A 25,693-nucleotide genomic window follows, 5' to 3' on the forward strand; every position below is an offset into this window, starting at 1 on the left:
AAAATTTTTGGTCCGGTCCAGAATCTTATCCCTGCGGCCCGTAAAGCGCTTTCGCCCGCGCCTCAAACGCCCGCACAACCCGCTGCATCGCCTCATTAAAGACCACGCCAATGATCTTTTGCAGGATCGCGTTCTTGAATTCGAAATCGACAAAGAAATGCACCTGACAGCCGTCGAGCGAATCCTCAAAATGCCAGTTCGATTTCATGTATTTAAACGGTCCGTCCAAATACTCTGTATCGATCTTCTTTTCATCCGGCCACAGCACCACGCGGCTGGTAAAACGCTCGCGGAACACCTTGAAGGAAATCACCAGATCGGCCTCCATCACACGGTGATCACCCCGGTCCTCGTCGCTGCGAATGCGCGCAGCGGCGGTCCAGGGCAGGAATTCAGGATAGCGGCCCACGTCGGCGACCAGATCATACATCTGTTGCGCAGTGTAAGGCAGTTGGCGGGTCTCAGAATGGGTGGGCATTGCGTTCCGTTGCGTTGCAGGTTACCCCCTATCTCACTGTTCGACCCCGCAGATTCAAGGGCAAAACCATGGCACAACGGCCTTACGTCATCGATGAAATGATCTCGGCCAAGGCCATCGCGGCCCGGATCGAAGACCTCTGTCGCGAGATTCACGATGAATTCGACGGCACCGACAAGCTGATCGTCGTGGGGCTCCTGCGCGGCTCTTTCGTGTTCATCGCCGATTTGGTGCGCGAGTTGGACTTGCCCATCGAAGTCGATTTCCTCGAAGCCTCCAGCTATGGCGACGCGATGGAGAGCAGCCGCGAAGTGCGTATCCTCAAAGACCTGCGCGGCGCCATCGAAGGCCGCGATGTGCTGGTCGTCGAAGACATCGTCGACACCGGCCACACGCTGCACCATGTCACCAATTTGCTGCGCTCGCGCGAGCCTAAGCGGCTTAAATCCATTGCTTTGCTGGATAAACCGACGCGGCGCGAGGTAGACCTCAAGGCCGATTGGACCGGTTTCGAGATCCCCGACGAATTCGTGGTCGGCTACGGCATCGACTTTGCCCAACGCAACCGCAACCTGCCCTTCATCGGCAAGGTCCGCTTTACGTGATGGACCCGCGCTGGCTGTTGCGCATGTCCCTTTGGGTGCGCAACCCGCCATCGCTGAAACGGGTCATCCTCGTCTTTGCCATCATCGCCGCCGCGCTGGCCATCGGGCTGGTCGAATGGCTGGGCTATTGGCCCGATTGGGCCACTGCCGAACGCATCCCGCGCCGGTTCTAAGGCCCTCATCCGCCGATCACATTTTTGTTTTTTGCGACATATCGTCGCCATGTTACCCTGCGGAAATCAAAGGGAGAACATCATGTATTTGACCAAGAGTATTTCTGCCATCAGCCTCGGCGCGCTGCTGATCGCCACCACGGGTTTTGCCGCCAGCCATAGCGATAAGGCCGCCAAAGCCGCCGTCGGCGCACGCCATGCCCAGATGCAGATCATTGCCTATCACACCGGCATTTTGGGCGGCATGGCCAAAGGCGAAGCCGAGTATGACGCTGAGAAGGCAAAGGCTGCCGCGTCCAACCTCCACGCCGCCGCCATGCTTGATCCCTCGACCATGTGGGTTGAAGGCACCGAGAACGGCATGGTCGAAGGGTCGGATGCCAAGCCCGAGGTCTGGACCGACGCCGAAGGTTTCGCCAGCAAGCTGGAGAACCTGCAAACCGCCAGCGCAGCGATGATGGATGCCGCCGGGACCGATCTGGATGCACTTAAGGCGAGCATGGGCAATCTGGGCAAAGCCTGTGGCGCCTGCCACGATGATTACCGCGTTCCCAAGAACTAAATCTTGCGCCGTACCCTCTTGATTCTGCTGGGCTGCGCCGTTCTCGGCGCGGCCCTTGGCTGGGTGCTGACCCGGCCCGATCCGCTTGAGCCTAATTACGCCCAAGGTCTGACGCCTGACCCGCAAGCGGGCGCATTGATCTTTGCTGCCGGGGGCTGCGTGTCCTGTCATGCGGTGCCAAAAAGCGAAGACGAAGCGCAACTGGTCTTGGCCGGCGGGCTGGCCTTCCCCAGTAAGTTCGGCACCTTCTACGCGCCCAATATCTCGCCCGACCCCGAACAGGGCATCGGCACCTGGACCCTGCCGCAGTTCGCCCGCGCCGTCACCCGCGGCGTCTCGCCTGAGGGTCAGCATTACTACCCCGCCTTCCCCTATACCGCCTATGGCCATCTCGCCCCGCAGGACGTGGCGAACCTCTTTGCCTATATGCAGAGCCTGCCCGCCAGTGACACGCCCAGCCAAGCGCATGAGGTGGGCTTTCCTTTCAACATCCGCCGCAGTCTGGGCATGTGGAAGCTGCTCTTTGCCGACGACGACTACGTGCTCTCGGGCGATCATGATGCCGAGGTGCTGCGCGGCCGCTATCTGGCCGAAGGGCTCGCCCATTGCGGCGAGTGTCATACGCCACGCAACGCTCTGGGCGCGTTGGACCGCAGCGCGTGGTTGACAGGCGCGCCGAACCCCTCGGGAAAAGGCAAAATCCCCGGCATCACGCCTGCGCAACTGGAGTGGTCAAAGGTCGATCTGGTGGAGTATTTCACCTCCGGCTTCACGCCAGAGTATGACAGCGCGGGGGGTGAAATGGCCGAAGTGGTGAGAAACCTGTCGCAACTGCCCGAAAGCGACCGCGCCGCGATTGCCGCCTATCTGAAAGCCTTGCCCGGCGACTGACGCCGGGCCGCGTATCAGGCCAGCCCCAGCTTTCGGTTACGCGCCTCGCGCAGACGCGCAAAGTCATCGCCTGCGTGGTAGGACGACCGCGTGAGCGGCGTCGAGGAAACCATCAAGAACCCTTTGCCATAGGCCGCTTTTTCGTAAGAAGCGAATTCATCCGGCGTCACAAAACGGTCCAACGCGTGATGCTTTGGCGTCGGCTGCAAATACTGACCGATGGTCAGGAAATCGATGTCGGCGGCGCGCATGTCTTCCATGACCTGAATGACCGCTTGGCGGTCTTCGCCCAAGCCCACCATGATACCCGATTTGGTGAACATCGACGGATCGAGTTCTTTCACGCGCTGCAACAGCCGCAAGGAATGGAAGTAGCGCGCGCCGGGACGCACCTCGGGGTAAAGACCCGGCACCGTCTCAAGGTTGTGGTTGAACACATCAGGGCGCGCTTCGACGACCTTTTCCAACGCCTCGGGGCCGCAGCGGATGAAATCGGGTGTCAGGATTTCGATCGTAGTCTCGGGGCTGCGGTGGCGCACGGCGCGGATGGTCTGGGCAAAATGCTCGGCCCCACCATCCTCAATATCGTCGCGGTCCACTGAGGTGATGACCACATGGTTCAGACCCAGTTTCGCCACCGCATCGGCGACGCGGCCGGGCTCGAAGACATCCAGATCTTCGGGCGGCTTGCCGGTGGCGATGTTGCAGAAGGTACAGGCGCGGGTGCAGACTTCGCCCATGATCATCATCGTGGCGTGGCCTTGGCTCCAGCACTCGCCGACATTGGGGCAGCCCGCCTCTTCGCAAACCGTGGTCAGCTTGTTGTCGCGCATGATCCGCGCCGTCTCGGCATAGCCCTTGCCGCCCGGTGCCTTGACCCGGATCCAGCTCGGCTTTTTCGGCTGGGCATTGTCAGGCTTGCGCGCTTTTTCGGGGTGGCGCTGTTCAGGTATCTTCAGATCGCGCATGGCTGGCCTCTGATCATTGTGTCGCTTCTCCTTAGCATAGTCACCACGTCGATGACCACCAGCCTAGCTGTTTGCCCCCGCAAGGCTGCCATGCATGGCCTGCAACGGTCTACCCCGCTGTTTCTAAATAAGATTAACCTTACCCCGAAGAACCGTGCAGTTGCAGCATTGCGCCCGTTGATTGGCCTTCTTATATCCGCTAGGAGCCCACGAAGAATCTAATCCGAGAAAGAGAGACGCAATGAAACCCGGTATTCAAGTTCCCAACGTCACCTTCAAAACGCGCGTGCGCGATGAAAGCATCGAGGGGTCCAACCCCTTCCGCTGGGAAGACAAAACCAGCGATGATTTCTTCAAGGGCAAACGCGTCGTCCTGTTCTCCCTCCCCGGTGCCTTTACGCCCACTTGCAGCACCTACCAGCTGCCCGGTTTCGAGAACAACTTTGCCGCATTCCAAGAGCAGGGCATCGACGCGATCTATTGCCTGTCGGTGAATGACAGCTTTGTCATGAACAAGTGGAAAGAGATGCAGGACGTCAAGAACATTGACGTGATCCCTGACGGTTCGGGCGAGTTCACCCGCCGCATGGGCATGTTGGTCGCCAAAGACAACTTGGGCTTCGGCGCGCGCAGCTGGCGCTATGCCGCCATCGTCAACGACGGCAAAATCGAAGCTTGGTTCGAAGAGCCCGGCATCTGCGACAACCACAGCGAAGACCCTTACGGTGTTTCCAGCCCAGAAAACGTGCTGGAATACCTTGCCAATGAGCAGAAAACCGAAGCGGCATGAGCCTGCTTTGACGATTGGATCAGGCCTGCACAGGCCTGATCCCCCCCGACCGGGCTGCGCTTTACAGTGAATTGCGCATCTGCCCCGTCAGCCCTTCCCCCACATCTTTTAAAGTCTCGGCCAGCTGCGTCACCCAGCCCCCTTCTGGCGTGCCCGCGCGGCGCACCAATCCGATCTGCCGCGCAGGTTCCGGCGCTGTAAAGCGGTGCAACCGCAACCCCGGCGCGGCATCCAGCTCTGTCCGCGCTGCAATCTCGGGCATCAGCGTCATGCCAAACCCCGCCTCTACCAAACGCGACAGGGTCGCAAGCGAAGAAGCACCTGTGTGAATGCCCGCCTGCGTCCGGTCGCGCTGGCAAACCTCCAGCGCCTGATCCGTTAGGCAATGCCCGTCTTCAAGCAACATCAGTGGTGTGCGGTTCAGATCCGTCGGGCGCGTCACCACCGGCCCCGCCATACGCTCTGCCGAGCCTGCCAGCAGAAACCGGTCTTCAAACAGCGGCGTTTCAGCAAGGCCTTGTTCCCCCGCTGGCAAGGCCATGACGGCAGCATCCAGCGCGCCATTGCGCAGATCGGCCAGCAACGCTTCGGTCTGCGCCTCCCGCACCTCCACCCGCAGCGAGATGTCCTGCGCCCGCAGCGCGGCGAGCACGCCGGGCAGAAGATAGGGCGCGACGGTGGGGATCAGGCCGAGGTTCAATGTGCCTGCCAGACCGACTTGGGCCCGCGCAGACGCCTCCAGCAAGCGCGCCTGTCGCAAAATATCCTCCGCCCGGGCCAGCACTTCTCGACCAAGTGGGGTCAGGACGGAGGCGCGGCTCTGCCGTTCGATCAATCGCCCGCCAAGACTTTGTTCTAACGTGCGAATCTGCACAGACAGCGCGGGCTGCGAGATGTGACAGGCCTCCGCCGCGCGGCCAAAGTTGCCGAGCGTGGCGAGGGCGCGGAAGTATTCCAGTTGTTTCAATGTAAAATTCATAACCTTTACCTATCGAAGCGGTACAAAACTGCAATTGGAAATTATCGCACTAATCGGCCATCCTCCCCTCAGACAAACCAGAGGGGACCCCGAGATGAGCAAACGTCTGACCACCACCGCCGGCGCACCGATGCCGACCAATGACACCAGCAAGACCGCAGGCAGCCGCGGCCCGATCCTGCTGGACGATTACCAGTTGATCGAAAAGCTCGCCCACCAGAACCGCGAGCGTATTCCCGAGCGTGCCGTTCATGCCAAAGGCTGGGGCGCCGAAGGCACCTTTACCGTCACCCATGACATCAGCGAATACAGCTGTGCCGCGATTTTCTCTCAGGTCGGCAAAACCTGCGAAATCCTGTCGCGCTGGTCCACCGTTGCGGGCGAATTGGGCGCAGCAGACAGCGAACGCGACGTGCGCGGCTTTTCGGTGAAATTCTACACCGAAGAAGGCAATTGGGACGTGGTTGGCAACAACACCCCGATCTTCTTTGTCCGCGACGCCTATAAGTTCCCCGACTTCATCCGCACCCAGAAACGCCACCCGCGCACCAACCTGCGCTCACCCGAGGCGATGTTCGACTTCTGGGCCGCGCAGCCTGAATCGGTCCACCAAGTCACCATCCTGATGTCCGACCGTGGCATCCCGGTGAACCCGATGCATATGCACGGCTACGGCAGTCACACCTATTCGATGTGGAACGCCAAGGGCGAGCGTCACTGGGTGAAATTCCACTTCCGCTGTCAGCAGGAAATCCGCAACCGCAGCAACGAGGAAGCTGAAGAGCTGATCGGGTCCACACGCGAGAACTTCCAAGAGGACCTCTTTAACGCGATCGAGGGCGGCGATTACCCGAAATGGGAACTCAACATCCAAGTTATGCCCGAGGAAGAGGCCGAGACCTGCGGCTTTAATCCATTTGATCTGACCAAAGTCTGGCCACACGGGGACTACCCGCTGATCCCGGTCGGCATGTTGGAGTTCAACCGCAACCCCGACAACTACTTCCAGAGCATCGAAAACGCGGCCTATTCGCCGTCTAACAAGATCCCTGGCATCGGTTTCTCACCCGATAAGATGTTGCAAGCACGGGTGTTTTCCTATGCCGATGCGCACCGCTACCGTTTAGGCACGCATTACGAGGCCCTGCCCGCCAATGCGCCAAAGGCGGCACCAATGCACCACTACCACAAGGACGGCACCATGCGGTTCTTCCCGCAGCAGACCGGCCACCCGGATGCCTATTACGAGCCGAACCAATATGAGGAATCGGCCCGCCCCGACCCATCGGTGATGGAACCACCGCTGCGCATTTCGGGCGATGCCGACCGCTATGTGCAAGAAGAGTCGGACGCCGATTATATCCAGCCGCGCAAGCTCTACCTTGAGGTTTTCGACCAAGGCCAGCGCGACCGGCTGCACGCGAATATGGCCGGTGCCATGGCTCCCTGTTCGCAGTCGGTCAAGGAACGCTGGTACGCAGTGCTCGAGAAGGTGCATCCCGACTATGCCGCCGGGGTCCGCGCTGCTTGCGAGAAGGACGAGGTGGCGATTTCCGTGACGGATGAAACGCCAACCAAAGTCGCTGAATAATACATTTGGGGCGGCGGGCTCTTGGCTCCGCCGCCCCGTTCTTATCCGATCATCGGCCCGCCGGGCCCGACGGTCTCATCATAATGCCGCTTTAGCCGCATGAGCGCGATCCGCAGCACGATCTTGCCTGATCGCGCCGACCAGCCGAGCCGCTTTTCCGTGGTTTCCAGCCCTTCCAGATAGCAGCAGCAACGCAGCACCACATCCGATAGCCCGGGGCCAAGTTCTGCCATCGCATCGGCCACCCGTTTGCGCGCTTCGGCTGCTGCCATAGCACCGGAATTACCGCCCCTTGCAGGGGTAGATGCCCCCGGCGTCAGGAAATGATCCCAGTTCTGCCCCACCTGCGCGCCCATCTGAGCCAATTCGAAATCCTCGCGCAACTGCTCCCCGGCGTGGACAAGGGCATCGTCCAGAAAGGGCGCGCCGCTTTTATCGCGCCGTCGGGCTAAGGCGGTCAGCGGGCTGTCCGAAAGGTGATAGCGGTTGCGCCCGCGCGCCGGCTCCACTTCTTCAGCCGTGCCTCCCCAACCTGCGTCCAGCCCGGCAAAACCCGCTTGATCTTCGGCAAAGCCTCCCGCCCGCTCTGGCGTGCCCTGCTCCTCAGCCAAACGGCGCAGCGCTCCGCGGCCTGCATTGGTAATCCGGTACCGGGTAACCCGCCCCGCCGGGCCGGGCGCGATCCAATCTTTCAAGGCCATCGCCTGTGCGACAGCGGCGTCCACTACAGCCGTACGTGCGCCGGGCCCGCTTTCGGTCTCGCGCACCACCACCGCCTTTTCCATGCCCTCTGCCACGGCCAATACCGCACCGGTCTCGCGCAGACGTCGCAAGACACGCAGTGCTTCGAATGCAAAGGTCTTTTCATCGGGAAGTCTGGGGGAGGTCTTGGTCATCATGGCGGCCTTTCCTGCTTTGGGAACGGCAGTCTTTTGGCACCCAGGGCGCAGCGCCCCGAGCCGACGCAGCGCGGCATCTACCAGCGGATCATCGCGCCGGGTTTCGATGCGGCGGATTTGGCGCATGATCGTCGAGGCATGACACCCCGCTTGCCGGGCCAAAGCCCGGATCGGAGCGCCCGCTTCGGTATGTGCCAGATAGTGCAGCGCCCCATCCGGCACCCATCCCGGCAGGGAGATCTGATCGGTGTGATATTGCGCCTTCAATTGACTGCCACTTCCATGTTTGGCGGGCCCAAACCGGGGAGTTATCCCCAGAGTTATTCACAAAGTATGAACGCTTTGGTTACCCGTTCGTTAAAATTGTTCGGTTTGGTCATGATTGTTTCCAAAAGATAAACAGCGGTGAAACTGCCGTACGGCGGGAGCGGCGATCGCGCAACACCCGGCAAGGTTGTGACAGACTTTGTCGATACGGGTGATTCCCCACCCTGCCGCAACGGAGTGTTTGCCATGCAAGATCTGCTTTCCATGCTCAACAAACTGCACCGCCCGCGCCTGCTGATGCGCGCTGCACGGATCGGCGCGGAAGAGTACCGCCGCACGACCCATTTGCCGCGCATCCTCGGCTTTGGCGTGTTGCCGCGCCACGGGACGGCGCTGTTCAAGCTGATGGAGATCGAGGCCGAGCTTAATGCCCAGCGCAAGATTGGCGACGCAGGCTACAGCCTCGTGCGCCACGTCGATGTGCTGATCGCCATGGTGGGCGAGGCCCGCTTCCTGAAGTCAGCAACCGACCTCGCACCGGCGGAGTGATCGTCAGCAGGGCTAACCGCCCAGCGCTTAGGTAAAGCTGTCAGGTTCCGCGGCTTTGCGTTCGGCCACGAAGGCGTCCAGCGCCTCACGAATGGCCGGATCGAGCTCGGGTTGCTGATAGTCACCCAACAGTTTCTCGACCCGTGCAGTGGCGAGGCTTTGCGTATCGCGCGCGCCTTCGTCTGACCATGTCTCAAAAGGTTTGTAATCCAGCAGGTCCGACTTCCAGAACGCCTCGCGGAAGTTGTTCTGCGTATGGGCGCAGCCAAGGTAATGCCCCCCCGGCCCAACTTCGCGGATTGCATCCATGGCTTGTGCGTTCTCGTCGATCTCCACCCCCCGGGCAAGATGATGCAGGGTGCCCAACTGGTCGGCGTCCATGACAAATTTCTCAAAAGACGACACCAGCCCCCCTTCCAGCCAGCCACAGGCATGCAGCATGAAGTTCACACCCGAGAGCAGCCCCATGTTCAAACTGTTCGAGGTTTCATAAGCCGCCTGCGCATCGGGCAGTTTCGAGCCATTGAACGACCCAGCGCTCCGATACGGCAAGTTGAGCCGCCGCGCCAGTTGCCCAGCGCCATAGGTGATATGCGCAGCCTCCGGCGTGCCAAAGGTCGGCGCCCCGCTGTTCATGTCGATGGAGGTCACAAAGGCCCCCATGATGACCGGCGCACCGGGTCGGACAAGCTGGCTATAGGCGATCCCGGCCAATGTCTCTGCCAGTACCTGCGTCAGCGTACCTGCGACACTCACCGGCGCCATTGCCCCCCCGACGATGAACGGCGAGATGATGCAGGCCTGATTGTTCTCGGCATAGACCTTCAGCGCGCCCATCATCACGTCATCAAACGTCATCGGTGAGTTGATGTTAATGAGCGAGGTCATCACCGTGTTGTCTTGCACAAACTGCTCGCCAAAGAGCACCCCACACATATCGACAGAATCCTGCGCCCGCGACGGTTCGGTCACCGATCCCATGAAGGGCTTGTCGCTCAGCGTCATATGGGCATGCAGCATATCGAGGTGGCGTTTGTTCACCGGGATGTCGGTCGGCTCGCAAACCGTCCCGCCTGAGTGGTGCAGCCATTTTGACATATAGCCCAGCTTCACGAACTTTTCGAAATCCGCCATCGTGGCATAGCGGCGCCCCCCGGCGGCATCGCGCACAAAGGGCGGGCCGTAGACAGGCGCGAGGACAAGGCTCTTGCCCCCTATGACGACGTCACGCTCCCGGTTGCGCGCCACTTGGGTGATCGTGGACGGTGCCGTGGCGCAGAGCTTGCGTGCCAGCCCCCGCGGGATGCGCACCCGCTCCCCCTGCACATCGGCCCCGGCCTCACGCCACAGCGCCAGCGCATCGGGGTTGTCGGGGAAATTCACACCGATCTCTTCAAGCACCGTGTCGGCGTTATGCTCAATGATCTCCAGCGCCTCTTCGCTTAGCACTTCGAAGTTCGGGATATTGCGCTCGATGTAGCGTGCCGTCTCGAATGACACCGCCGAGCGTGCCGCCCGCCGTGCCGCTCCGCCCCCGCCGCGCGTCCGCCGTGCTGATTCCGCCATGCTGTATCCCTTCCCGCAACTCTTGCCTGTCACTACCCCATTCCCAGCGCCCCCTTCGCGCAGATAACGCCCTCTAGCGGCAAAAAGCGACATCGCGGCCTCCCGTTGCGCCAAGGGGCAAGATTATTCGCCGCAGCCCCCTGCGTAGAACGCCCTTGAGGCTTGCCAGCGGCCCCGTGCCGCCCTAATCACACCCCCATGACAGATATCACCCATGACCGCCTTCTCATCATCGACTTCGGCAGCCAGGTCACGCAGCTTATCGCGCGCCGCCTGCGAGAGCTGAATGTCTATTGCGAAATTCACCCGTTCAACACGGTGGACGATGCTTTCCTCAAGGATTTCGCGCCCAAGGCGGTGATCCTGTCGGGCGGCCCGTCTTCGGTGTTTGCCGAAGGCGCCCCGCTCCCGCCGCAGTCGGTCTTTGAGCTGGGCGTGCCTATCCTTGGCATCTGCTATGGCCAGCAGGTCATGATGCACTGCCTTGGCGGTCATGTGGAGCGCGGGCATGGCACGGCTGAGTTTGGCCGGGCTTTCGTGACCCCCACGGGCCAACAGCTTGAACTGCTCGAAGGCTGGTTCGCCACCGATCGCGAACAGGTCTGGATGAGCCACGGCGACCACGTCAGCAAAATCGCACCGGGGTTCGAGGTCTATGGCACCTCCCCCAACGCGCCTTTCGCCATCACCGGCGATGTGTCGCGCAACTTCTACGCGGTGCAGTTCCACCCCGAGGTGCACCACACCCCCAATGGCCCGCGCCTTTATGAGAACTTCGTGCGTCTTGCGGGCTTCAAGGGCGACTGGACCATGAGCGCTTACCGCGACGAGGCGATTGCCGCGATCCGGGAACAGGTCGGCGACCAGAAGGTGATCTGTGGTCTGTCGGGTGGCGTTGATAGCTCCGTCGCTGCTGTGCTGATCCACGAAGCAATTGGTGACCAGCTGACTTGCGTCTTTGTTGACCACGGTCTGCTGCGCAAGGGCGAGGCCGAAGAGGTTGTCACCATGTTCCGCGACCATTACAACATGCCGCTGATCCACGCCGATGAGCAGGAGTTGTTCCTTGGTGAACTCGACGGCGTGTCGGACCCAGAGACCAAGCGCAAGATCATCGGCAAACTCTTTATCGACGTGTTCCAGAAACATGCGAAAGACGTGGGCGATGCGACCTTTTTGGCCCAAGGCACGCTTTACCCGGATGTGATCGAAAGCGTCAGCTTCTCTGGCGGTCCCTCGGTCACCATCAAGAGCCACCACAACGTTGGTGGCCTACCCGAGAAGATGGGCCTGAAACTGGTCGAGCCTCTGCGCGAGTTGTTCAAAGACGAAGTGCGCGAGTTGGGCCGCGAGTTGGGTCTGCCGCCGAGCTTCATTGGCCGTCACCCCTTCCCCGGGCCGGGTCTTGCGATCCGCTGCCCCGGAGAGATCACCCGCGAGAAACTCGCCATCCTGCGCGAGGCCGATGCGGTCTATATCGACCAAATCCGCCGCCATGGTCTTTATGACGATATCTGGCAGGCATTCGTTGCGATCCTGCCGGTGCGCACCGTGGGCGTGATGGGCGATGGCCGCACCTATGATTTCGCCTGCGCCCTACGTGCGGTGACCTCGGTCGATGGGATGACAGCGGACTATTACCCCTTCACCCATGACTTCCTTGGCGAGACCGCCACGCGGATCATCAACGAAGTGCCGGGCATCAACCGCGTCACCTATGACATCACCTCGAAACCTCCGGGCACCATCGAGTGGGAATAAGTATGAAGGTGGCCCTTACCGGCCACCTTCGCTGCGCGGATCAGGCCGAAGCCGACCGTGTGATGGCAGGGCTTGAGACACATACACGCCTGACCCGCGCCGAGCCCGGCTGCCTCAGCTTCGACGTCACCCCAACAAACGATCCGCTGGTCTGGCATGTCGCTGAGCTTTTCACCGACCGCGCCGCCTTTGACGCCCATCAGGCCCGCGCCGGGGCGTCTGACTGGGCCAAGCTGACCGCCGGGATCAAACGCGATTACGGGATTACGGAGATCCCATGACCCCGACCGTCCGCGCTGCCCTCTGGATGATCGGCTCCATTGCCTCCTTCTCAGCCATGGCAGTGGCGGGGCGCGAGTTGTCCGGGCGCTACGACACCTTTGAGATCATGATGTACCGCAGTGCCTTTGGCGTGGTGGTCGTCTTGTCCCTCGCTGCCGCCACCGGCGCTTGGCGACAGATCAACACCCGCAACCTCGGCCTGCAACTGCTGCGCAATATGGCACATTTCACAGGGCAGAACCTCTGGTTCCTCGCGGTCACCTTAATCCCGCTGGCGCAGGTCTTCGCGATGGAGTTCACCTCGCCGCTTTGGGTCGTCGTCCTGTCGATCTTCCTTCTTGGCGAACGGCTAACGGCCACCCGCGCGATTGCCGCGCTCATGGGCTTTATCGGCATACTGATCGTCGCCCGTCCGGATATGGGCAACCTGAACCTCGGCATCGTCGCCGCCGCCAGTTGCGCGGTGTTCTTTGCCCTGACCAATGTGCTGACCAAACGGCTCACCCGCACGCAAGACATCACCACGATCCTTTTCTACCTGACGACCACGCAATTGGTCTTTGGCCTGCTAACGGCTGGATACGACGGCGATATCGCGCTTCCCGACGCAGCAAGCCTGCCCTTCCTCGCCCTTGTCGGTGTCTGTGGCCTTTTGGCCCACTATTGCCTGACCAATGCGCTTTCCCTCGCGCCTGCCACGGTGGTGGTGCCGATCGACTTCGTCCGCCTGCCGGTCATCGCCATCATCGGCATGCTGCTCTATGCCGAAGCGCTCGACATCTGGGTCTTTGTCGGAGCGGGCGTAATTTTCGCAGGCAATTATCTCAACTTATGGTTCGAGACCCGCAAACCCCGCGCCCAAACCGCCTGACGTTAAGTCACCCTCCGATCTGCCCCTGCGTCACCCGTTGACCGAGAACCGCCCCCGTCATTCTATCCCTACAAGCGCCGGGGAGGATCGGCGCGCGTCTTCTGGGGAGGAGAGCTATGAGAACGACCATTCTGAGCATGTCAGCTTTGCTGGCATCAACCGCAGCCGTATCCGCGGGCGGCATCGACCGTTCGGGCCAGTCAATCAACGCCTTGTTCGAAAGCGGCCGCTACGCCGAGTTTTCGCTCGGATCGATTTCGCCCGATACATCCGGCACCGCGGTCGCGACACTGGGCGGCTTTAACTCCGGCAATGTCACCGAGAGCTACCTGCAGTTCGGCGCGGCATATAAAGCCGACATCAATGACCGTCTGTCCTATGCGTTGATCTATGACCAGCCCTTTGGCGCGGATGTGGATTACCCGACAGGCACCGGTTACTACGCCGCCGGCGCGCAAGCTGATCTGGAAAGCCACGCGCTGACAGGCCTGTTGCGCTACCGGATGAATGACAACTTCAGTGTCCATGGCGGTGTGCGCGTGCAAACCATCGAAGCGGTCGCAGCCGTGCCCTTCGTCGGGGGCTATACCGTTGATGGCGAGCGCGACACGGGCGTGGGCTATGTGGCGGGTGTCGCTTACGAGCGTCCCGACATCGCGATGCGCGTCGCGCTGACCTATAACTCCAAGATCAAACACGACGTTGACACGACCGAGTTTGGCGCGGTGATGAGCACGACCGAGATCGAAACACCGCAATCTGTGAACCTCGACTTTCAGACCGGCATCGCTGCAGACACGCTGCTCTTTGGTGGCATCCGCTGGGTGGATTGGTCATCCTTTGATATTTCGCCCGCAGCCTATGCCACGGCGACCGGTGGCGCTTCGCTGGTAAGCTACGAAAACGACGTCTTCACCTACTCCTTGGGCGTGGGCCGCAAGCTGAACGAAAACTGGTCGGTGTCGGCCTCCGTGGGATACGAGAAGTCTGAAGGCGGCTTTGCCTCCAACCTCGGCCCGACCGACGGCAACAAGAGCCTCGCGCTCGCGGCGGTCTACACCCGCGACAATATGAAGATCACCTCCGGCATCCGCTATGTGAACATCGGCGACGCGCAAACCGCCATTCCCACAGCCGCACCAGCCGCGAACTTTGAAGACAACGACGCCGTTGCCTTCGGCGTAAAGGTCGGCTTCACTTTCTAAACGAAGCAACGCTCTACGAACACGCCGCCCGAAGCCTTTCGGGCGGCGTTTTTCATGCATGCGCATCTTTCGGGTCGCGGGGCGCAAAGTTTGCGCCTAAACCCACCCCATGATTACGCAAAAAACCATCTCCCCCCGCGCTTGGATCGAAATGGGCCTGCTCGCCCTCCTCTGGGGTGCGTCATTCGTCGCCGTGCGCGTGGCGCTGGACGAGATCGGGCCGCTGACCTCGGTCGCGCACCGCGTCTTCTGGGCGATGCTGGTGCTCTGGGCCGCAGTGCTGCTGATCCGTCTGCCCCTACCGCGAGAGCCGCGCATCTGGGGCGCCTTTCTGGTCATGGGGCTTTTGAACAACGTGATCCCCTTCTCGCTCATGGCATGGGGGCAGTTGCACATCCCCTCGGGCCTCACCTCCATCCTTAACGCCGCCACCGCGATCTTCGGCGTGCTGGCTGCCGCGGTCTTTCTCGCTGACGAGCGCATCACCCCGCGCAAAGCGCTCGGCGTCTGTCTGGGCTTTGCCGGGGTCACCACGGCCATCGGTCTGGAAAACCTCAAGAACTTCGACATCGGCAGCCTCGCGCAACTCGCGGTGCTGGGCGGCGCGATGTCCTATGCCATGGCGGGCGTCTGGGCGCGCAAACATTTCTCGGGCCAGCCGCCACAACTCGCCGCCGCCGGGATGCTCACCGGCGCGACCCTGATCATGCTGCCGCTGGCGTGGGTTGTCGAAGGCCCGCTCACGCTGGACCTCGCCCCCGCCACCATCGCCGCGATCGCCTATTACGCGGTTCCGGCCACCGCACTGGCCTATCTGCTCTATTACCGCGTGCTGGGCATGGCGGGCAGCAGCAACCTGATGCTGGTGACCCTGCTGGTCGCCCCCGTCGCAATCCTCCTCGGCGCATGGCTGCGCGACGAGACCCTGCGCCCCGCGGCCTATAGCGGTTTCGCCCTGCTGGCGCTTGGCCTGCTGGTGCTCGATGGCCGCATCTGGCGTCTGGTGAAACTGTGGGGTACTCAGGGGAAACGCACTTCGTAACCCTCGGTGATCTATGCTCTATCCCACGGCTGAAGACTGGCGCGCCGCCCCGCGCCGCAAGGTGCTGATCTTTGGCATGTCGGGCTTGGGCAAAACCCATCTGTCGAGCATGCTGCGCGACAGCGGCGATTGGTTTCACTACTCCATCGATTACCGCATCGGCACCCGCTACTTGGGCGAGTTGATCGCCGACAATGCCAAGGCCGAGGCGATGAAAGTGCCGTTTCTGAGAGACCTGCTGCTCAGCGACAGCATCTACATCGGCTCCAACATCACCTTCGACAACCTCTCGCCCGTGGCCACTTGGCTCGGCAAACCCGGCGACCCGGACCGCGGCGGCCTGCCCATGGCCGAATACGCCAAGCGGCAAGAGGCCTTCCGCCGCGCCGAAATCAGTGCGCTCAAAGACACCGCCTATTTCGCCAACCGGGCCGAAGCGCTCTATGGCTACCCGCATTTCATCTGCGACACGGGCGGGTCGATCTGCGAATGGGTCGATCCCGAAAACCCGAACGATCCGCTGCTGAAACAACTGGCCGACGAATGCCTGCTGGTCTGGATCAAAGGCGATGAGGCCCATACCCAAGAACTTATCCGCCGCTTTGACAAAGCACCGAAACCCATGGCCTACCAGCCCGAGTTCCTTACCCGCGCCTGGGCCGACTATCTCGCCGAAAAAAACATCACCGAAGACGCCGTGAACCCCGACGACTTCATCCGCTGGACCTATGCCGCCGCCCTGTCGCACCGCCAGCCGCGCTATGCGGCGATGGCAAAATGGGGTGTCACCATCACGCCCGCCGACATCGACGCGCTGCGCGCGCCGCAAGACTTTACCGACCTGATCGCCAACCGCCTGCCCGCAAACGGTTGATCCCAAGACGTCCGACATTACCTGACTGCTCTAGCCGCCTGAAAGACCTGTCCCATGCCCATCAAAATCCCCGCCCGCCTGCCCGCCTTTGACGTTCTGCGCAACGAAGGCGTCATGGTGCTGGACGAGGAACTGGCATCGCGGCAAGACATCCGCCCCCTGCGCATTGCGCTGTTGAACCTGATGCCGAAAAAGATCCAGACCGAGAACCAATTTGCCCGGCTCATCGGTGCGACACCTTTGCAAATTGAGTTGAGCCTCATCCGCATGTCCGACCACCAAGCCCGCAACACCGCCGCCGAACATATGGAAAGCTTCTATCGCCCCTTTGAAGAGATGCAGGACGAGAAATTCGACGGGCTCATCATCACCGGCGCGCCGATCGAACATCTGGAGTTCGACGAGGTTACTTATTGGGACGAACTGCGCGAAGTCATGGAATGGACACAGACCAACGTCCACTCCACCTTTGGCGTCTGCTGGGGCGGCATGGCGATGATCAACCATTTCCACGGCGTGAAAAAACACATGCTTCCCGCCAAAGCCTTCGGCTGTTTCCGCCACCGCAACCTCGCGCCCGCCTCGCCCTATCTGCGCGGCTTTTCGGACGATTGCACAGTGCCTGTCTCGCGCTGGACCGAAATCCGCCAAGACGAAGTGAACACACACCCCGGCCTGACCACGCTCTTGGGCAGCGACGAAGTCGGCCCCTGCCTGATAGAAGACCCGGCGCACCGCGCGCTCTATGTTTTCAACCACTTCGAGTATGACCGCGACACGCTGAAGCAGGAATATGACCGCGACGTCGACAATGGCGTGCCGATCAACGTGCCCTGCAACTACTACCCCGAAGACGACCCCAACCGCACCCCGGTCAACCGCTGGCGCAGCCATGCGCATCTGCTTTATGGCAACTGGATCAATGAGATCTACCAGACCACACCATTCGATATGAATGAAATTGGCCGTTAAGTTGCTGATCTACCTCGTGTTAGCACTGGCGCTGCTGGTCGGCGTCACCCAATGGCGCGCCCGCGCCCATGAGCGGGCCGCCGAGGCCAGCCATCCACCTGTGGGTGAAGTCATCGACGTTAGCGGCATCCCGGTTCATGCCAAGATCACCGGCAGCGGACCTGATCTTGTGCTTATCCACGGGGCTAGCGGCAACCTGCGCGAATTCACCATGGGATTTGCCGAACGGCTGAGCGACCGCTACCGCGTCATCATGTTCGACCGCCCCGGCATGGGCTATACGGGCCGCCTGCCCGGTAGCCGTGGCGCATGGAACCCGCTGGGCGAATCCCCGCAAGAGCAGGCCGCCTTGCTGCAACAGGCGGCGGATCAACTGGGCGTCAAAAACCCCATTGTCATGGGCCATTCCTTCGGCGGTGCCGTGGCGCTGGCATGGGGTCTCGCACGGCCTAAGGAAACCGCTGCGTTGGTGCTAGTCTCTGCCGTGTCAGAGCCTTGGCCCGGTGGCTTGGGCTGGATCTATAACGTCAGCGCCTCACGCCTCGGCGGTGCGCTCTTCATCCCAACGGTCACCGCCTTTGTCCCCGAACGCATCGTCGAAGGCAGCATTGAAGCCATCTTCGCCCCGCAATCCGCGCCCGACGGCTATGCCGAGCACATCGGCACCGGCCTCACCCTGCGCCGCAGCGCCAGCCGCGCCAACGCGCAGCAGGTGCATCAACTCCGCCCCCATGTCGTTGAAATGTCAGCGCAATATGACAGTCTGACCATGCCTATCGAAATCCTGCACGGCGACGCAGACACCATCGTGCCGATGCATATCCACGCCGAAGAATTAATTAACGACGTCCCCAACGGCAACCTCATCCGCATGCCCGGCATGGGCCATATGCCCCACCACGCCGACCCGCAGGCGGTGGTTGATGCCATAGACCGCGCCGCCGCCCGTGCGGGTTTGCGTTAAGGCCATTAACATCCCATATTACAACAAGAACAGCCCGACAGGAGCGCCCATGGACCTGCCCTTTGACGGCGCAATAAGCGCCTTTTTCGAGAACGACGCCCCCGAGGACGTCCGCCAAGCGATCCGCCGTTCTGATAAAGACGACATCCTGTCGCCTTCCTACCCGCATGACGAACGCCTCTCGCGCAAAACCTATGAGCGCGACTATGACCGGTTGCAGATCGAAATGGTCAAACTGCAATCTTGGGTCCGCGCCCAAGGGCAGCGTGTCGTGCTGGTATTTGAAGGCCGCGATGCTGCGGGCAAAGGCGGCACGATCCGCCGCATGCGCGATAACCTGAACCAGCGTGCCGCGCGGGTGGTGGCCCTGTCCAAACCCACCGAAAAAGAGCGCGGCGAGTGGTATTTTCAACGCTATATCAAACACCTGCCCACCGAGGGCGAAATGGTCTTCTATGACCGCTCTTGGTACAACCGCGGCGTGGTCGAGCCGGTCTTTGGCTTTTGCACCCATGAGCAACGCGAACATTTCTTTGAGCAAGTGACTCCCTTTGAGCAAATGCTGGTCGAAGACGGCATCCACCTGTTCAAATTCTGGCTCAACGTCGGCCGTGCCGAGCAACTCCGCCGCATGCTGTCGCGCGAGAGCGATCCGTTGAAACAGTGGAAGCTGAGCAAGATCGACGTGATGGGCCTGTCGAAATGGGGGGAATATTCCGCCGCCATCCAAGACACATTAGCCCGCAGCCACAGCCCTGAGACGCCATGGACCGTCATCCGCTCAGACGACAAACGCCGCGCCCGGCTGGCGGCGATGCGCTATGTGCTGCACGCCTTTGACTACCCGCAGAAAGACACCAAGACGCTCGGCGAGATCGACCCGACGATCTGTGGCGGGCCGGACCTTTGGGATGCCTAAACGCGGCTATCACCACGGCAACCTGCGCCAAGCGCTCATCGACGCGGCGCTCGAGTTGATCGAGCAGCGCGGGCCCACGGGATTTACCCTCTCAGAGGCCGCCAAACGCGCCGGCGTCACCCCCGCCGCCGTGTATCGCCACTTTGAGGGCCGCGAAGACCTCATCGCCGAAGCCGCGCATCAAGGCTACGGCATTTTTGCCGATCTGATGGAGTTTGCTTACGAGTCCGGCCAACCCTCGGCCCTCAAAGCCTTTGAAGCCACAGGCCGCGCCTATCTCGCTTTTGCGCGCAAACACCCCGGCCATTACATCGCGATGTTCGAATCCGGCATTTCGGTGAACCGCACGCCGGAACTGGCCCACGCCGCCAACCGCGCCAATGCTGTGTTGGAGCGCGCCGCCGCCGACCTGAGCCAGCACATCCCCGAAGACAAACGGCCGCCCGCGTCGATGTTCTCGGCCCACATCTGGGCCATGAGCCACGGCGTCGTCGAGCTTTTCGCCCGAAACTCGCCGGGCCGCGCCTCGCCCTTCCCCGCGGACGACCTGCTGGAAAGCGGGATCGGCATTTACCTGCGCGGTTTGGGGCTGGTGCGTCCGGACGAGTGAGCCTTTTGTCTTTGTGGCCCGACACGGCTCGGCTAGGCTCGCGCAATGATAGAATTTTTTAAGAATCGCACGTTCACACGCAAAGAGCGCCTCGCTGAATTGCAGGCGCGTGAAGGTGGATACTTTGATCTGCAATTCTTCCGTGCCATGCCCGCCGAGGATCGCAACCGCTGTCTTGAGCTGATGGAAACGTCCCAATCACAGCTCCGGCAGGATATCTTCGCCCTGCAGCGCAGCGGTTTTAAGACCGAAGGATTTTTTGTCGAGTTTGGCGCGACCAACGGCATCAAGCTGAACAACAGCCATCTGCTGGAAACTCAGTTCAATTGGAACGGCATACTGGCCGAACCGGCACGCGGCTGGCATGCGGACCTTGCCCGCAACCGCAACTGCGCGATTGAGCACCGTTGCGTCTGGAGCCGCAGTGGGGAGGTTCTGTCCTTTACCGAAGCCCCCCGCAGCGAGAATTCATCTATTTCCTGCTACGCCCCAACCCGGCGCCGTTTGCGGGGCGTCAACTATGAGGTCGTGACCATCTCCCTCAACGACCTGCTGACCGAACATGCCGCACCGCAGGAAATTGACTTTATCTCGATCGACACCGAAGGCAGCGAGTTTGATATCCTCGACGCCTTCGATTTTCAGAAGTGGCGCGTGGGCACCTTCTGCATTGAGCACAACTATGCGCCTCAGCGCGCGCAGATACACGACCTGCTCACCCGACAGGGCTATCAGCGTGTGTTGCCCGAAATCTCGCGCTTTGACGATTGGTATGTGGCCGGCGGCTGACCTGTTCAGGCAGCCACGCCCATTTCCTGCAAAACATCCGCCGCGATCTCGAAGGAGCGCAGCCGTGACGCGTGATCGTGAATCTGCCCCGTCAGGATCAATTCATCAGGTTGGTGCTCGGCAATCAAAGCGTCCAACTGACGTTTCACCGTTTCCGGACTGCCCGCCGCCGTGATCCGCAGCGCATGATCGACACCCTGCCGCAGCCCTGCGCCAATCTCGGCATCGATGTCCTTCACCGGACGCGGCAGCTTGCCCGGACGGCCCGTCCTGAGCCGCGCAAAGGCTTGCTGCATTGAGGTCCGCAAATAGGCGCCTTCCTCATCTGTGTCAGCGGCAAAGACATTTACCGCCAGCATGAACCGCGGCTTCGGGCAGGCTTGTGAAGGCTGGAAATCACGCCGGTAGATCGCCGTGGCCTCTTCCAGCGCGTCGGGGGCAAAATGTGATGCAAAGGCATAGGGCAGCCCGAAATGCGCCGCGAGTTGCGCGCCATAGAGCGAGGAACCCAAGATCCAGATCGGCACATACGTCCCCTCGCCGGGATGCGCGCGCACCGGGGCGCGCTCATCGGGCGCGCCGAGGTAGGACATCAGTTCGGCCACGTCATCGGGAAAACGATCTCCGCCAGACATCCCACGCCGCAGCGCGCGCATCACAGCTTGATCTCCGCCCGGCGCGCGGCCCAGCCCCAGATCGATCCGGTCGCCGTGGATCGCAGCCAAGGTGCCGAATTGCTCAGCAATCGCGAGCGGCGCGTGGTTGGGCAGCATTACGCCTCCTGCGCCTACGCGGATACGCTGCGTGTGGTCCGCCACATGACCCAGCAGCACCGATGTCGCCGCCGAGGCAATACCGGGCATGTTGTGATGCTCCGCCATCCAGAACCGGTGATAGCCCTTAGCCTCGGCCAGTTGCGCCAAAGCGACCGAATTGCGTATCGCGGTGGCGGTGTCGGACCCTTCGGGCACCGGGGCGAGGTCGAGAACGGAATACTGCATCTGGGGCTCCTGTGTTGACCTCTATATATGCAGCCCCAGCGCATATCGAAACCACCACAAAACGAAAAAGTGAAACGTTCGAATTGGTTCGTTCATCACATATATTTGTTCGATTGCATGGCTGATATGCGCACTCGGACGTTGCGGCCCTCTCGCCGCGGGCATATCCGCTAGGCGTTTTCAACCAGACCTGCGGGTCGCAATCAAGGCAATTGCCATGACAACTAAAATTCTTTTCGGGCTCGGCCTCTCGGCCGGGCTGCTCTCTTCTGCTGCCTACGCACAGGACAACATCACAACGGGCTTTGATCCGGTGATCGAGAACCGCGTAACCGCGCCGGTTATTGGTTGGTCGGCTGGCGTTTCGGCCACCACGCAGTTCAACACCTCCGATGATTTCGACCACATTGAAAACGAAGTCGAAGGTTTTGTCGAACTCACCTACGGTGGCTTGCACGGTGGCGTTAGCGTCAATTCCCTGTACCAGAACGCCACGGATGACGCCGAATACGAAGCCGAACTGGGCTATGGCGCGGACTTTGGCCGGGGCCTGAGCTGGGATCTGAGCTACGCCTACACATGGTTGGACGATTCCGACGCTGACAGCGAAGAGATCACCGCCACGCTGGGCTTCCCCATTGGCCGCGACGTGACTGGCGCTTTCGCCGTGATCATCGACCCCGACACAGGTGACAGCGACCAAGAAGTGGCCTTTGAGGCACCCCTTCCCGAGCGCTGGACCGCCGTTGGCCTTTTGGGCAACAGCGACCGTGACGACAACGTCTATGCCGAAGCAGGTGTTGTTTATGACTTCGGCGACGGCGTGAGCTTGGAAGCGCTGTACGAAGACACGAATGACAGCGACGGCGTGCTGGGCTTCACAGTGAGCTACGAGATCGGCGGCTGAGCCCGCCCGGCTTCTTCATAGAACGTCTGAAAGGCTGCTGCGGGAGACCGCGGCGGCCTTTTTACCGGAGCGGTTTCCGCGCTCGGCTATGCGGACAAAACCAGCTTTCGCACCAAACACCTGCCCAGCAACTTGCAAGAGAAGTGTCCCTATTAACAACCTGCGCCACCTGATAGACAGGCATCTTTGATCCCGAGCACAGTTAGGTAGCGCAAATTGGAACAGTTTGATCTCCTGTCTCTCGCCGAAATTGACGCCCAACTGATTGAAAAGCTGGCTACCCGAGCCTGTCAGCTTGACGGACATTGGCAAAGTCGAACAATGCCTCAAACGTTGCAGGGCCGGCGTGTCGGGATGATTGAGGAACTGCCCGGCTGGCGAAATCCGACCGCCCTTTCCATAGGTGTCGCAGCAATGGGCGGCACCTGTGTTCCCGTCACGGCAAAGTTGGAAGGAGGGGAAACGGTCGAAGACATCGCAGGATATTTGGACAACTGGTTCGACCTCATGGCAGTGCGCACGCCACGCTTCGCCGCGCTAAAGTCATTCGCCGATGCGCTAGAGGCCCCGGCAATGAATCTGCGAACCAACGACAACCATCCGTGCGAAGTGATCGGAGACTTAGCCTATGTGATGTCCGTTCGTGGGTCGTGGCAGGGATTGCGGGTGGCGGTTGTAGGCCCCGCTGGCAACATAGCTTCGTCGTGGTTCGAGGCGGCGCAGGTTCTTGACCTAGACGTGCTCCAAGTCACGCCAAAGGGATTCGAGGCACCTGAACAGGCCCGAGGCCCTTGCGATGTCACAGACGACATGCGCGGAATTGAAGACGCGGATCTGATCGTAACAGACTGCTGGCCGTCTGACCTAGACGCGGCAGGTGTTGAGGCCTTCCAAAAATGCCGCGTCACCGCGAGCAATCTGGACCGCTGCCGACCAGATGTCCTCTTTGTGCCCTGCCCCCCCGTCACGCGTGGGCAGGAGGTGTCAGAGGATGCGATGCGGCACCCGGCCTGCGCTGTACCGCGGGCCAAGGCATTTCTGCTCCATGCACAGAATGCCTATGCAGAAGCCGTTATCGGGCGGGTCTAGCCCGTCAACATGCAGCGAACCCTGACACCTCTCAGAGCTATGACCGCGGCTCTGACCGCTGTTACAGCGTCAGGATCAGCGGGCAGTGATCCGATACCTCGGGATCGTGGATCACATCGAAGGACCGCACGGCCTCTTCTCGATTGATGAGCATGTAATCGGCAAACCGGCCAGGTTTCTTGTAGTGGGTGTTGCGGGTGCTTTCGAAGCCACGCCCTGTCACCAACTCGGTCAATCCGGCTTCTGCGAGTATGGCGAGCGTTTCACTGTCGGGTTCGACATTGAAATCGCCACAGACCACGACCACATCCTCCGCCTCGGACACGCGATTGGATAGATCGAGCAACTTGCGCGCCTGCTCCGCCCGCTCGGGCGTATCCATCTTGCCCTTTAGATCGCGCAGGCCGTGCATATGCGTCACGCTGACAGTCCGACCCGCAGCATAGTCATAGACCCGAACGCCATGAGCGCTGCGGGAACGGGGATGGTCGCCATAGCCATCCGGAGAAAAGCCTTTGTGAACAAAGCCCTGCGCTTGGCCGATGATCGGAAAGGATTGACGAACGAATGTCGCCAGCCCCCACTGCGCCGGGACAGATTGATCGCCGTCCCACAAGACCCCCTGTGCCGCGGGACAGAACACGGCCACGTGGTTTGGCAAGACACGCGCAACATCCCGAAAGAAATTCGCGCGCTGTGGGAGAATGTGATCCCCGTCCCGGTAGGTCAGCCAGTCTTTGTGGCTCTTCGGGCTGTGAATGACTTCTTGAAGGCACAGGACATCGGGGCCTTCGCTTTCGACATAGGTCAAAAGCGCCTCATAAAGTTTTCCGCCCCAACCGTTCAGGCACATTATTTGCAAAGTCTTTTCTCCAATCATGTGGCGCCGACATTCGATGCATTGGAGAAGAACTTCAAGTTTGCCCTGAATGCAAACCTCCCACCCTCAACGAAAAAGGGCCACCCAACCGGGCGGCCCTTTCTGATGTCGTGATGGGTAAGCTTAACGCTTGGAGAACTGGAAGCTCCGGCGCGCTTTGGCCTTACCGTATTTCTTCCGCTCGACGACGCGGCTGTCACGGGTCAGGAAGCCTGCCGCTTTCAGCGCACCGCGCAGGGAGGGATCGTACAGCTGCAGGGCTTTGGAGATGCCGTGCTTGACCGCGCCCGCTTGACCGGACAGGCCGCCGCCTTTGACAGTCGCGATCACGTCGAACTGGCCTTCGGTGTTGGTGATGCCGAAAGGCTGCGCCAGGATCAGCTGCTGCACGGGGCGCGCAAAATATTCGTTCTGCGGCTTGCCGTTGACGATCACCTTGCCGGAGCCGGGCTTGATCCAGACACGGGCGACCGCGTCCTTCCGCTTGCCGGTGGCATAGGCGCGGCCCAGTTCGTCACGAACCGGCTCACGAGGCGTCATTTCGGTTTCGGTGCCCTGCACGCCGCCGATGTTCTCGGTCACGGCTGCTTCGAGACCGTCGAGGGATTTGATTTCGTCAGCCATGCTCATGCACTCCGCGTGTTTTTCTTGTTCATGGACTTAACGTCCAGAACTTCGGGGCTCTGGGCCTCATGGGGGTGATCGCTACCTGCATAGACGCGCAGGTTGGTCATGATCTGGCGGCTCAGGCGGTTGCCGGGCAGCATACGCTTGACGGCTTGTGTCACCACACGCTCGGGGTGCGCGCCTTCAAGGATCTGTTCCTTGGTGCGCGATTTGATCCCGCCGGGGTGGCCGGTGTGCCAGTAGAAGTGCTCTTCGCGCTTCTTGCCGGTCATCTGCACCTTCTCGGCGTTGATGACGATCACATTGTCACCGCAATCCATATGCGGTGTGAAGGACGGCTTGTGCTTGCCGCGCAGGCGCGTGGCGATGATCGAGGCGAGACGGCCCAGCACGACGCCTTCGGCGTCGATGATGATCCATTTCTTGTCGATATCTGCCGGTGTCGCAGAAAAGGTTTTCATGGATGAATTCCCGTTTGAGGTTGGTCGAACGAGGATTCCCCCGCCCGCTATCTGATGGAGGGGTTATATAGATGCGCAATGCCGGGTCAAGCGCAGTAAGATTCGATTATATCAGCAAAAA

General features: G+C 60.9%; 29 protein-coding genes. 20 read left to right on the forward strand and 9 right to left on the reverse strand.

What is annotated here, in order from left to right; genetic code table 11:
* Positions 1-25 precede the first annotated feature (25 nt).
* Entirely contained in the window at positions 26-478 is a 453-nt protein-coding gene (locus BLS57_RS11000; RefSeq protein WP_093742185.1) for a type II toxin-antitoxin system RatA family toxin, read from the reverse strand.
* A 68-nt stretch (positions 479-546) separates the two neighbouring features.
* Here BLS57_RS11000 and hpt point away from each other — a divergent pair, with 68 nt between their 5' ends.
* The 4 genes from hpt (at position 547) to BLS57_RS11015 (ending at position 2,709) form a co-directional block, all read left to right on the forward strand.
* The gene (hpt, locus tag BLS57_RS11005) at positions 547-1,083 is read left to right on the forward strand and encodes a hypoxanthine phosphoribosyltransferase (RefSeq protein WP_093742187.1); all 537 of its coding nucleotides are present in this window, start codon (positions 547-549) and stop codon (positions 1,081-1,083) included.
* Positions 1,080-1,256: a hypothetical protein gene (locus tag BLS57_RS19760; protein WP_167356411.1), complete on the forward strand. Its 177-nt coding sequence runs from the start codon at positions 1,080-1,082 to the stop codon at positions 1,254-1,256. The genes hpt and BLS57_RS19760 overlap by 4 nt, the downstream gene beginning before the upstream one ends.
* An 82-nt stretch (positions 1,257-1,338) precedes the next feature.
* Positions 1,339-1,818 carry a c-type cytochrome gene (locus BLS57_RS11010; RefSeq protein ID WP_167356412.1) on the forward strand — a complete coding sequence of 160 codons (480 nt, stop codon included), beginning with the start codon at positions 1,339-1,341 and terminating at the stop codon, positions 1,816-1,818.
* A 3-nt stretch (positions 1,819-1,821) separates the two neighbouring features.
* Complete coding sequence (locus tag BLS57_RS11015) at positions 1,822-2,709, forward strand: cytochrome c (protein ID WP_093742190.1); 888 nt, start codon at positions 1,822-1,824, stop codon at positions 2,707-2,709.
* Positions 2,710-2,723: 14 nt separating this feature from the next.
* On the opposite strand, the gene lipA is transcribed toward BLS57_RS11015, so the two are convergent.
* Entirely contained in the window at positions 2,724-3,677 is a 954-nt protein-coding gene (gene lipA, locus BLS57_RS11020) for a lipoyl synthase (RefSeq protein WP_093742192.1), read from the reverse strand.
* Positions 3,678-3,918: 241 nt separating this feature from the next.
* Here lipA and BLS57_RS11025 point away from each other — a divergent pair, with 241 nt between their 5' ends.
* A complete protein-coding gene (locus tag BLS57_RS11025) occupies positions 3,919-4,467 on the forward strand; it encodes a peroxiredoxin (protein WP_093742195.1) in 549 nt (182 codons plus the stop codon).
* 61 nt (positions 4,468-4,528) lie between these two features.
* On the opposite strand, the gene BLS57_RS11030 is transcribed toward BLS57_RS11025, so the two are convergent.
* The gene (locus BLS57_RS11030) at positions 4,529-5,446 is read right to left on the reverse strand and encodes a hydrogen peroxide-inducible genes activator (RefSeq protein WP_093742198.1); all 918 of its coding nucleotides are present in this window, start codon (positions 5,444-5,446) and stop codon (positions 4,529-4,531) included.
* Between the two features lie 94 nt (positions 5,447-5,540).
* Here BLS57_RS11030 and BLS57_RS11035 point away from each other — a divergent pair, with 94 nt between their 5' ends.
* Positions 5,541-7,037, forward strand: coding sequence for a catalase (locus BLS57_RS11035; RefSeq protein WP_093742200.1), 1,497 nt, complete (start codon positions 5,541-5,543; stop codon positions 7,035-7,037).
* A gap of 41 nt (positions 7,038-7,078) precedes the next feature.
* Here BLS57_RS11035 and BLS57_RS11040 read toward each other — a convergent pair whose 3' ends face one another.
* A complete protein-coding gene (locus BLS57_RS11040; RefSeq protein WP_093742369.1) occupies positions 7,079-8,170 on the reverse strand; it encodes a DUF6456 domain-containing protein in 1,092 nt (363 codons plus the stop codon).
* 279 nt (positions 8,171-8,449) lie between these two features.
* Here BLS57_RS11040 and BLS57_RS11045 point away from each other — a divergent pair, with 279 nt between their 5' ends.
* Positions 8,450-8,752: a DUF6477 family protein gene (locus BLS57_RS11045; protein WP_093742371.1), complete on the forward strand. Its 303-nt coding sequence runs from the start codon at positions 8,450-8,452 to the stop codon at positions 8,750-8,752.
* A gap of 27 nt (positions 8,753-8,779) precedes the next feature.
* Here the strand turns inward: BLS57_RS11045 and BLS57_RS11050 are convergent, their stop codons facing one another.
* Complete coding sequence (locus BLS57_RS11050) at positions 8,780-10,318, reverse strand: trimethylamine methyltransferase family protein (RefSeq protein WP_093742202.1); 1,539 nt, start codon at positions 10,316-10,318, stop codon at positions 8,780-8,782.
* Positions 10,319-10,516: 198 nt separating this feature from the next.
* Between BLS57_RS11050 and guaA the strand changes: the two genes are divergently transcribed.
* The 11 genes from guaA to BLS57_RS11105 all read left to right on the forward strand — a co-directional run bounded on the left by guaA (position 10,517) and on the right by BLS57_RS11105 (position 20,607).
* Positions 10,517-12,079 carry a glutamine-hydrolyzing GMP synthase gene (guaA, locus tag BLS57_RS11055; protein ID WP_093742204.1) on the forward strand — a complete coding sequence of 521 codons (1,563 nt, stop codon included), beginning with the start codon at positions 10,517-10,519 and terminating at the stop codon, positions 12,077-12,079.
* 2 nt (positions 12,080-12,081) lie between these two features.
* On the forward strand, positions 12,082-12,360 hold the full coding sequence (locus BLS57_RS11060; protein ID WP_093742206.1) for a putative quinol monooxygenase: 279 nt from the start codon (positions 12,082-12,084) through the stop codon (positions 12,358-12,360).
* Complete coding sequence (locus BLS57_RS11065; RefSeq protein WP_093742208.1) at positions 12,357-13,232, forward strand: DMT family transporter; 876 nt, start codon at positions 12,357-12,359, stop codon at positions 13,230-13,232. Before BLS57_RS11060 ends, BLS57_RS11065 begins: the two co-directional genes overlap by 4 nt.
* A gap of 116 nt (positions 13,233-13,348) precedes the next feature.
* Complete coding sequence (locus BLS57_RS11070; RefSeq protein ID WP_093742209.1) at positions 13,349-14,437, forward strand: OmpP1/FadL family transporter; 1,089 nt, start codon at positions 13,349-13,351, stop codon at positions 14,435-14,437.
* A gap of 109 nt (positions 14,438-14,546) precedes the next feature.
* Positions 14,547-15,479, forward strand: a complete 933-nt coding sequence (locus BLS57_RS11075) for a DMT family transporter (RefSeq protein WP_093742211.1) — start codon at positions 14,547-14,549, stop codon at positions 15,477-15,479.
* 13 nt (positions 15,480-15,492) lie between these two features.
* Positions 15,493-16,353: an ATPase gene (locus BLS57_RS11080; RefSeq protein WP_093742213.1), complete on the forward strand. Its 861-nt coding sequence runs from the start codon at positions 15,493-15,495 to the stop codon at positions 16,351-16,353.
* Positions 16,354-16,407: 54 nt separating this feature from the next.
* Entirely contained in the window at positions 16,408-17,325 is a 918-nt protein-coding gene (gene metA, locus BLS57_RS11085; RefSeq protein WP_093742215.1) for a homoserine O-acetyltransferase MetA, read from the forward strand.
* Positions 17,309-18,289 carry an alpha/beta fold hydrolase gene (locus BLS57_RS11090; protein ID WP_093742217.1) on the forward strand — a complete coding sequence of 327 codons (981 nt, stop codon included), beginning with the start codon at positions 17,309-17,311 and terminating at the stop codon, positions 18,287-18,289. Before metA ends, BLS57_RS11090 begins: the two co-directional genes overlap by 17 nt.
* Before the next feature lie 49 nt (positions 18,290-18,338).
* Positions 18,339-19,208 (forward strand): polyphosphate kinase 2, encoded by an 870-nt coding sequence (gene ppk2 / locus BLS57_RS11095; RefSeq protein WP_093742219.1) that lies wholly within the window; start codon positions 18,339-18,341, stop codon positions 19,206-19,208.
* Positions 19,201-19,818, forward strand: coding sequence for a TetR/AcrR family transcriptional regulator (locus BLS57_RS11100; protein WP_093742221.1), 618 nt, complete (start codon positions 19,201-19,203; stop codon positions 19,816-19,818). The genes ppk2 and BLS57_RS11100 overlap by 8 nt, the downstream gene beginning before the upstream one ends.
* Positions 19,819-19,863: 45 nt before the next feature.
* On the forward strand, positions 19,864-20,607 hold the full coding sequence (locus tag BLS57_RS11105) for an FkbM family methyltransferase (RefSeq protein ID WP_093742223.1): 744 nt from the start codon (positions 19,864-19,866) through the stop codon (positions 20,605-20,607).
* 5 nt (positions 20,608-20,612) lie between these two features.
* Here BLS57_RS11105 and BLS57_RS11110 read toward each other — a convergent pair whose 3' ends face one another.
* Positions 20,613-21,608, reverse strand: coding sequence for an LLM class flavin-dependent oxidoreductase (locus BLS57_RS11110; protein ID WP_093742224.1), 996 nt, complete (start codon positions 21,606-21,608; stop codon positions 20,613-20,615).
* A 217-nt stretch (positions 21,609-21,825) separates the two neighbouring features.
* On the opposite strand from BLS57_RS11110, the gene BLS57_RS11115 reads away from it, so the two are divergent.
* Complete coding sequence (locus tag BLS57_RS11115) at positions 21,826-22,515, forward strand: hypothetical protein (protein WP_093742226.1); 690 nt, start codon at positions 21,826-21,828, stop codon at positions 22,513-22,515.
* Between the two features lie 216 nt (positions 22,516-22,731).
* Positions 22,732-23,604, forward strand: coding sequence for an ornithine carbamoyltransferase (locus BLS57_RS11120; RefSeq protein WP_093742228.1), 873 nt, complete (start codon positions 22,732-22,734; stop codon positions 23,602-23,604).
* 61 nt (positions 23,605-23,665) lie between these two features.
* On the opposite strand, the gene BLS57_RS11125 is transcribed toward BLS57_RS11120, so the two are convergent.
* The 3 genes from BLS57_RS11125 to rplM all read right to left on the reverse strand — a co-directional run bounded on the left by BLS57_RS11125 (position 23,666) and on the right by rplM (position 25,572).
* A complete protein-coding gene (locus tag BLS57_RS11125; RefSeq protein WP_208597555.1) occupies positions 23,666-24,457 on the reverse strand; it encodes an endonuclease/exonuclease/phosphatase family protein in 792 nt (263 codons plus the stop codon).
* A gap of 150 nt (positions 24,458-24,607) precedes the next feature.
* Positions 24,608-25,108, reverse strand: a complete 501-nt coding sequence (rpsI, locus tag BLS57_RS11130; protein WP_093742230.1) for a 30S ribosomal protein S9 — start codon at positions 25,106-25,108, stop codon at positions 24,608-24,610.
* Positions 25,109-25,110: 2 nt separating this feature from the next.
* Positions 25,111-25,572, reverse strand: a complete 462-nt coding sequence (gene rplM / locus BLS57_RS11135; protein WP_093742232.1) for a 50S ribosomal protein L13 — start codon at positions 25,570-25,572, stop codon at positions 25,111-25,113.
* Between the last annotated feature and the right edge of the window lie 121 nt (positions 25,573-25,693).

Origin of the sequence: Sulfitobacter delicatus, from assembly GCF_900102535.1 — a bacterium.
Classification (GTDB): Bacteria; Pseudomonadota; Alphaproteobacteria; order Rhodobacterales; family Rhodobacteraceae; genus Sulfitobacter; species Sulfitobacter delicatus.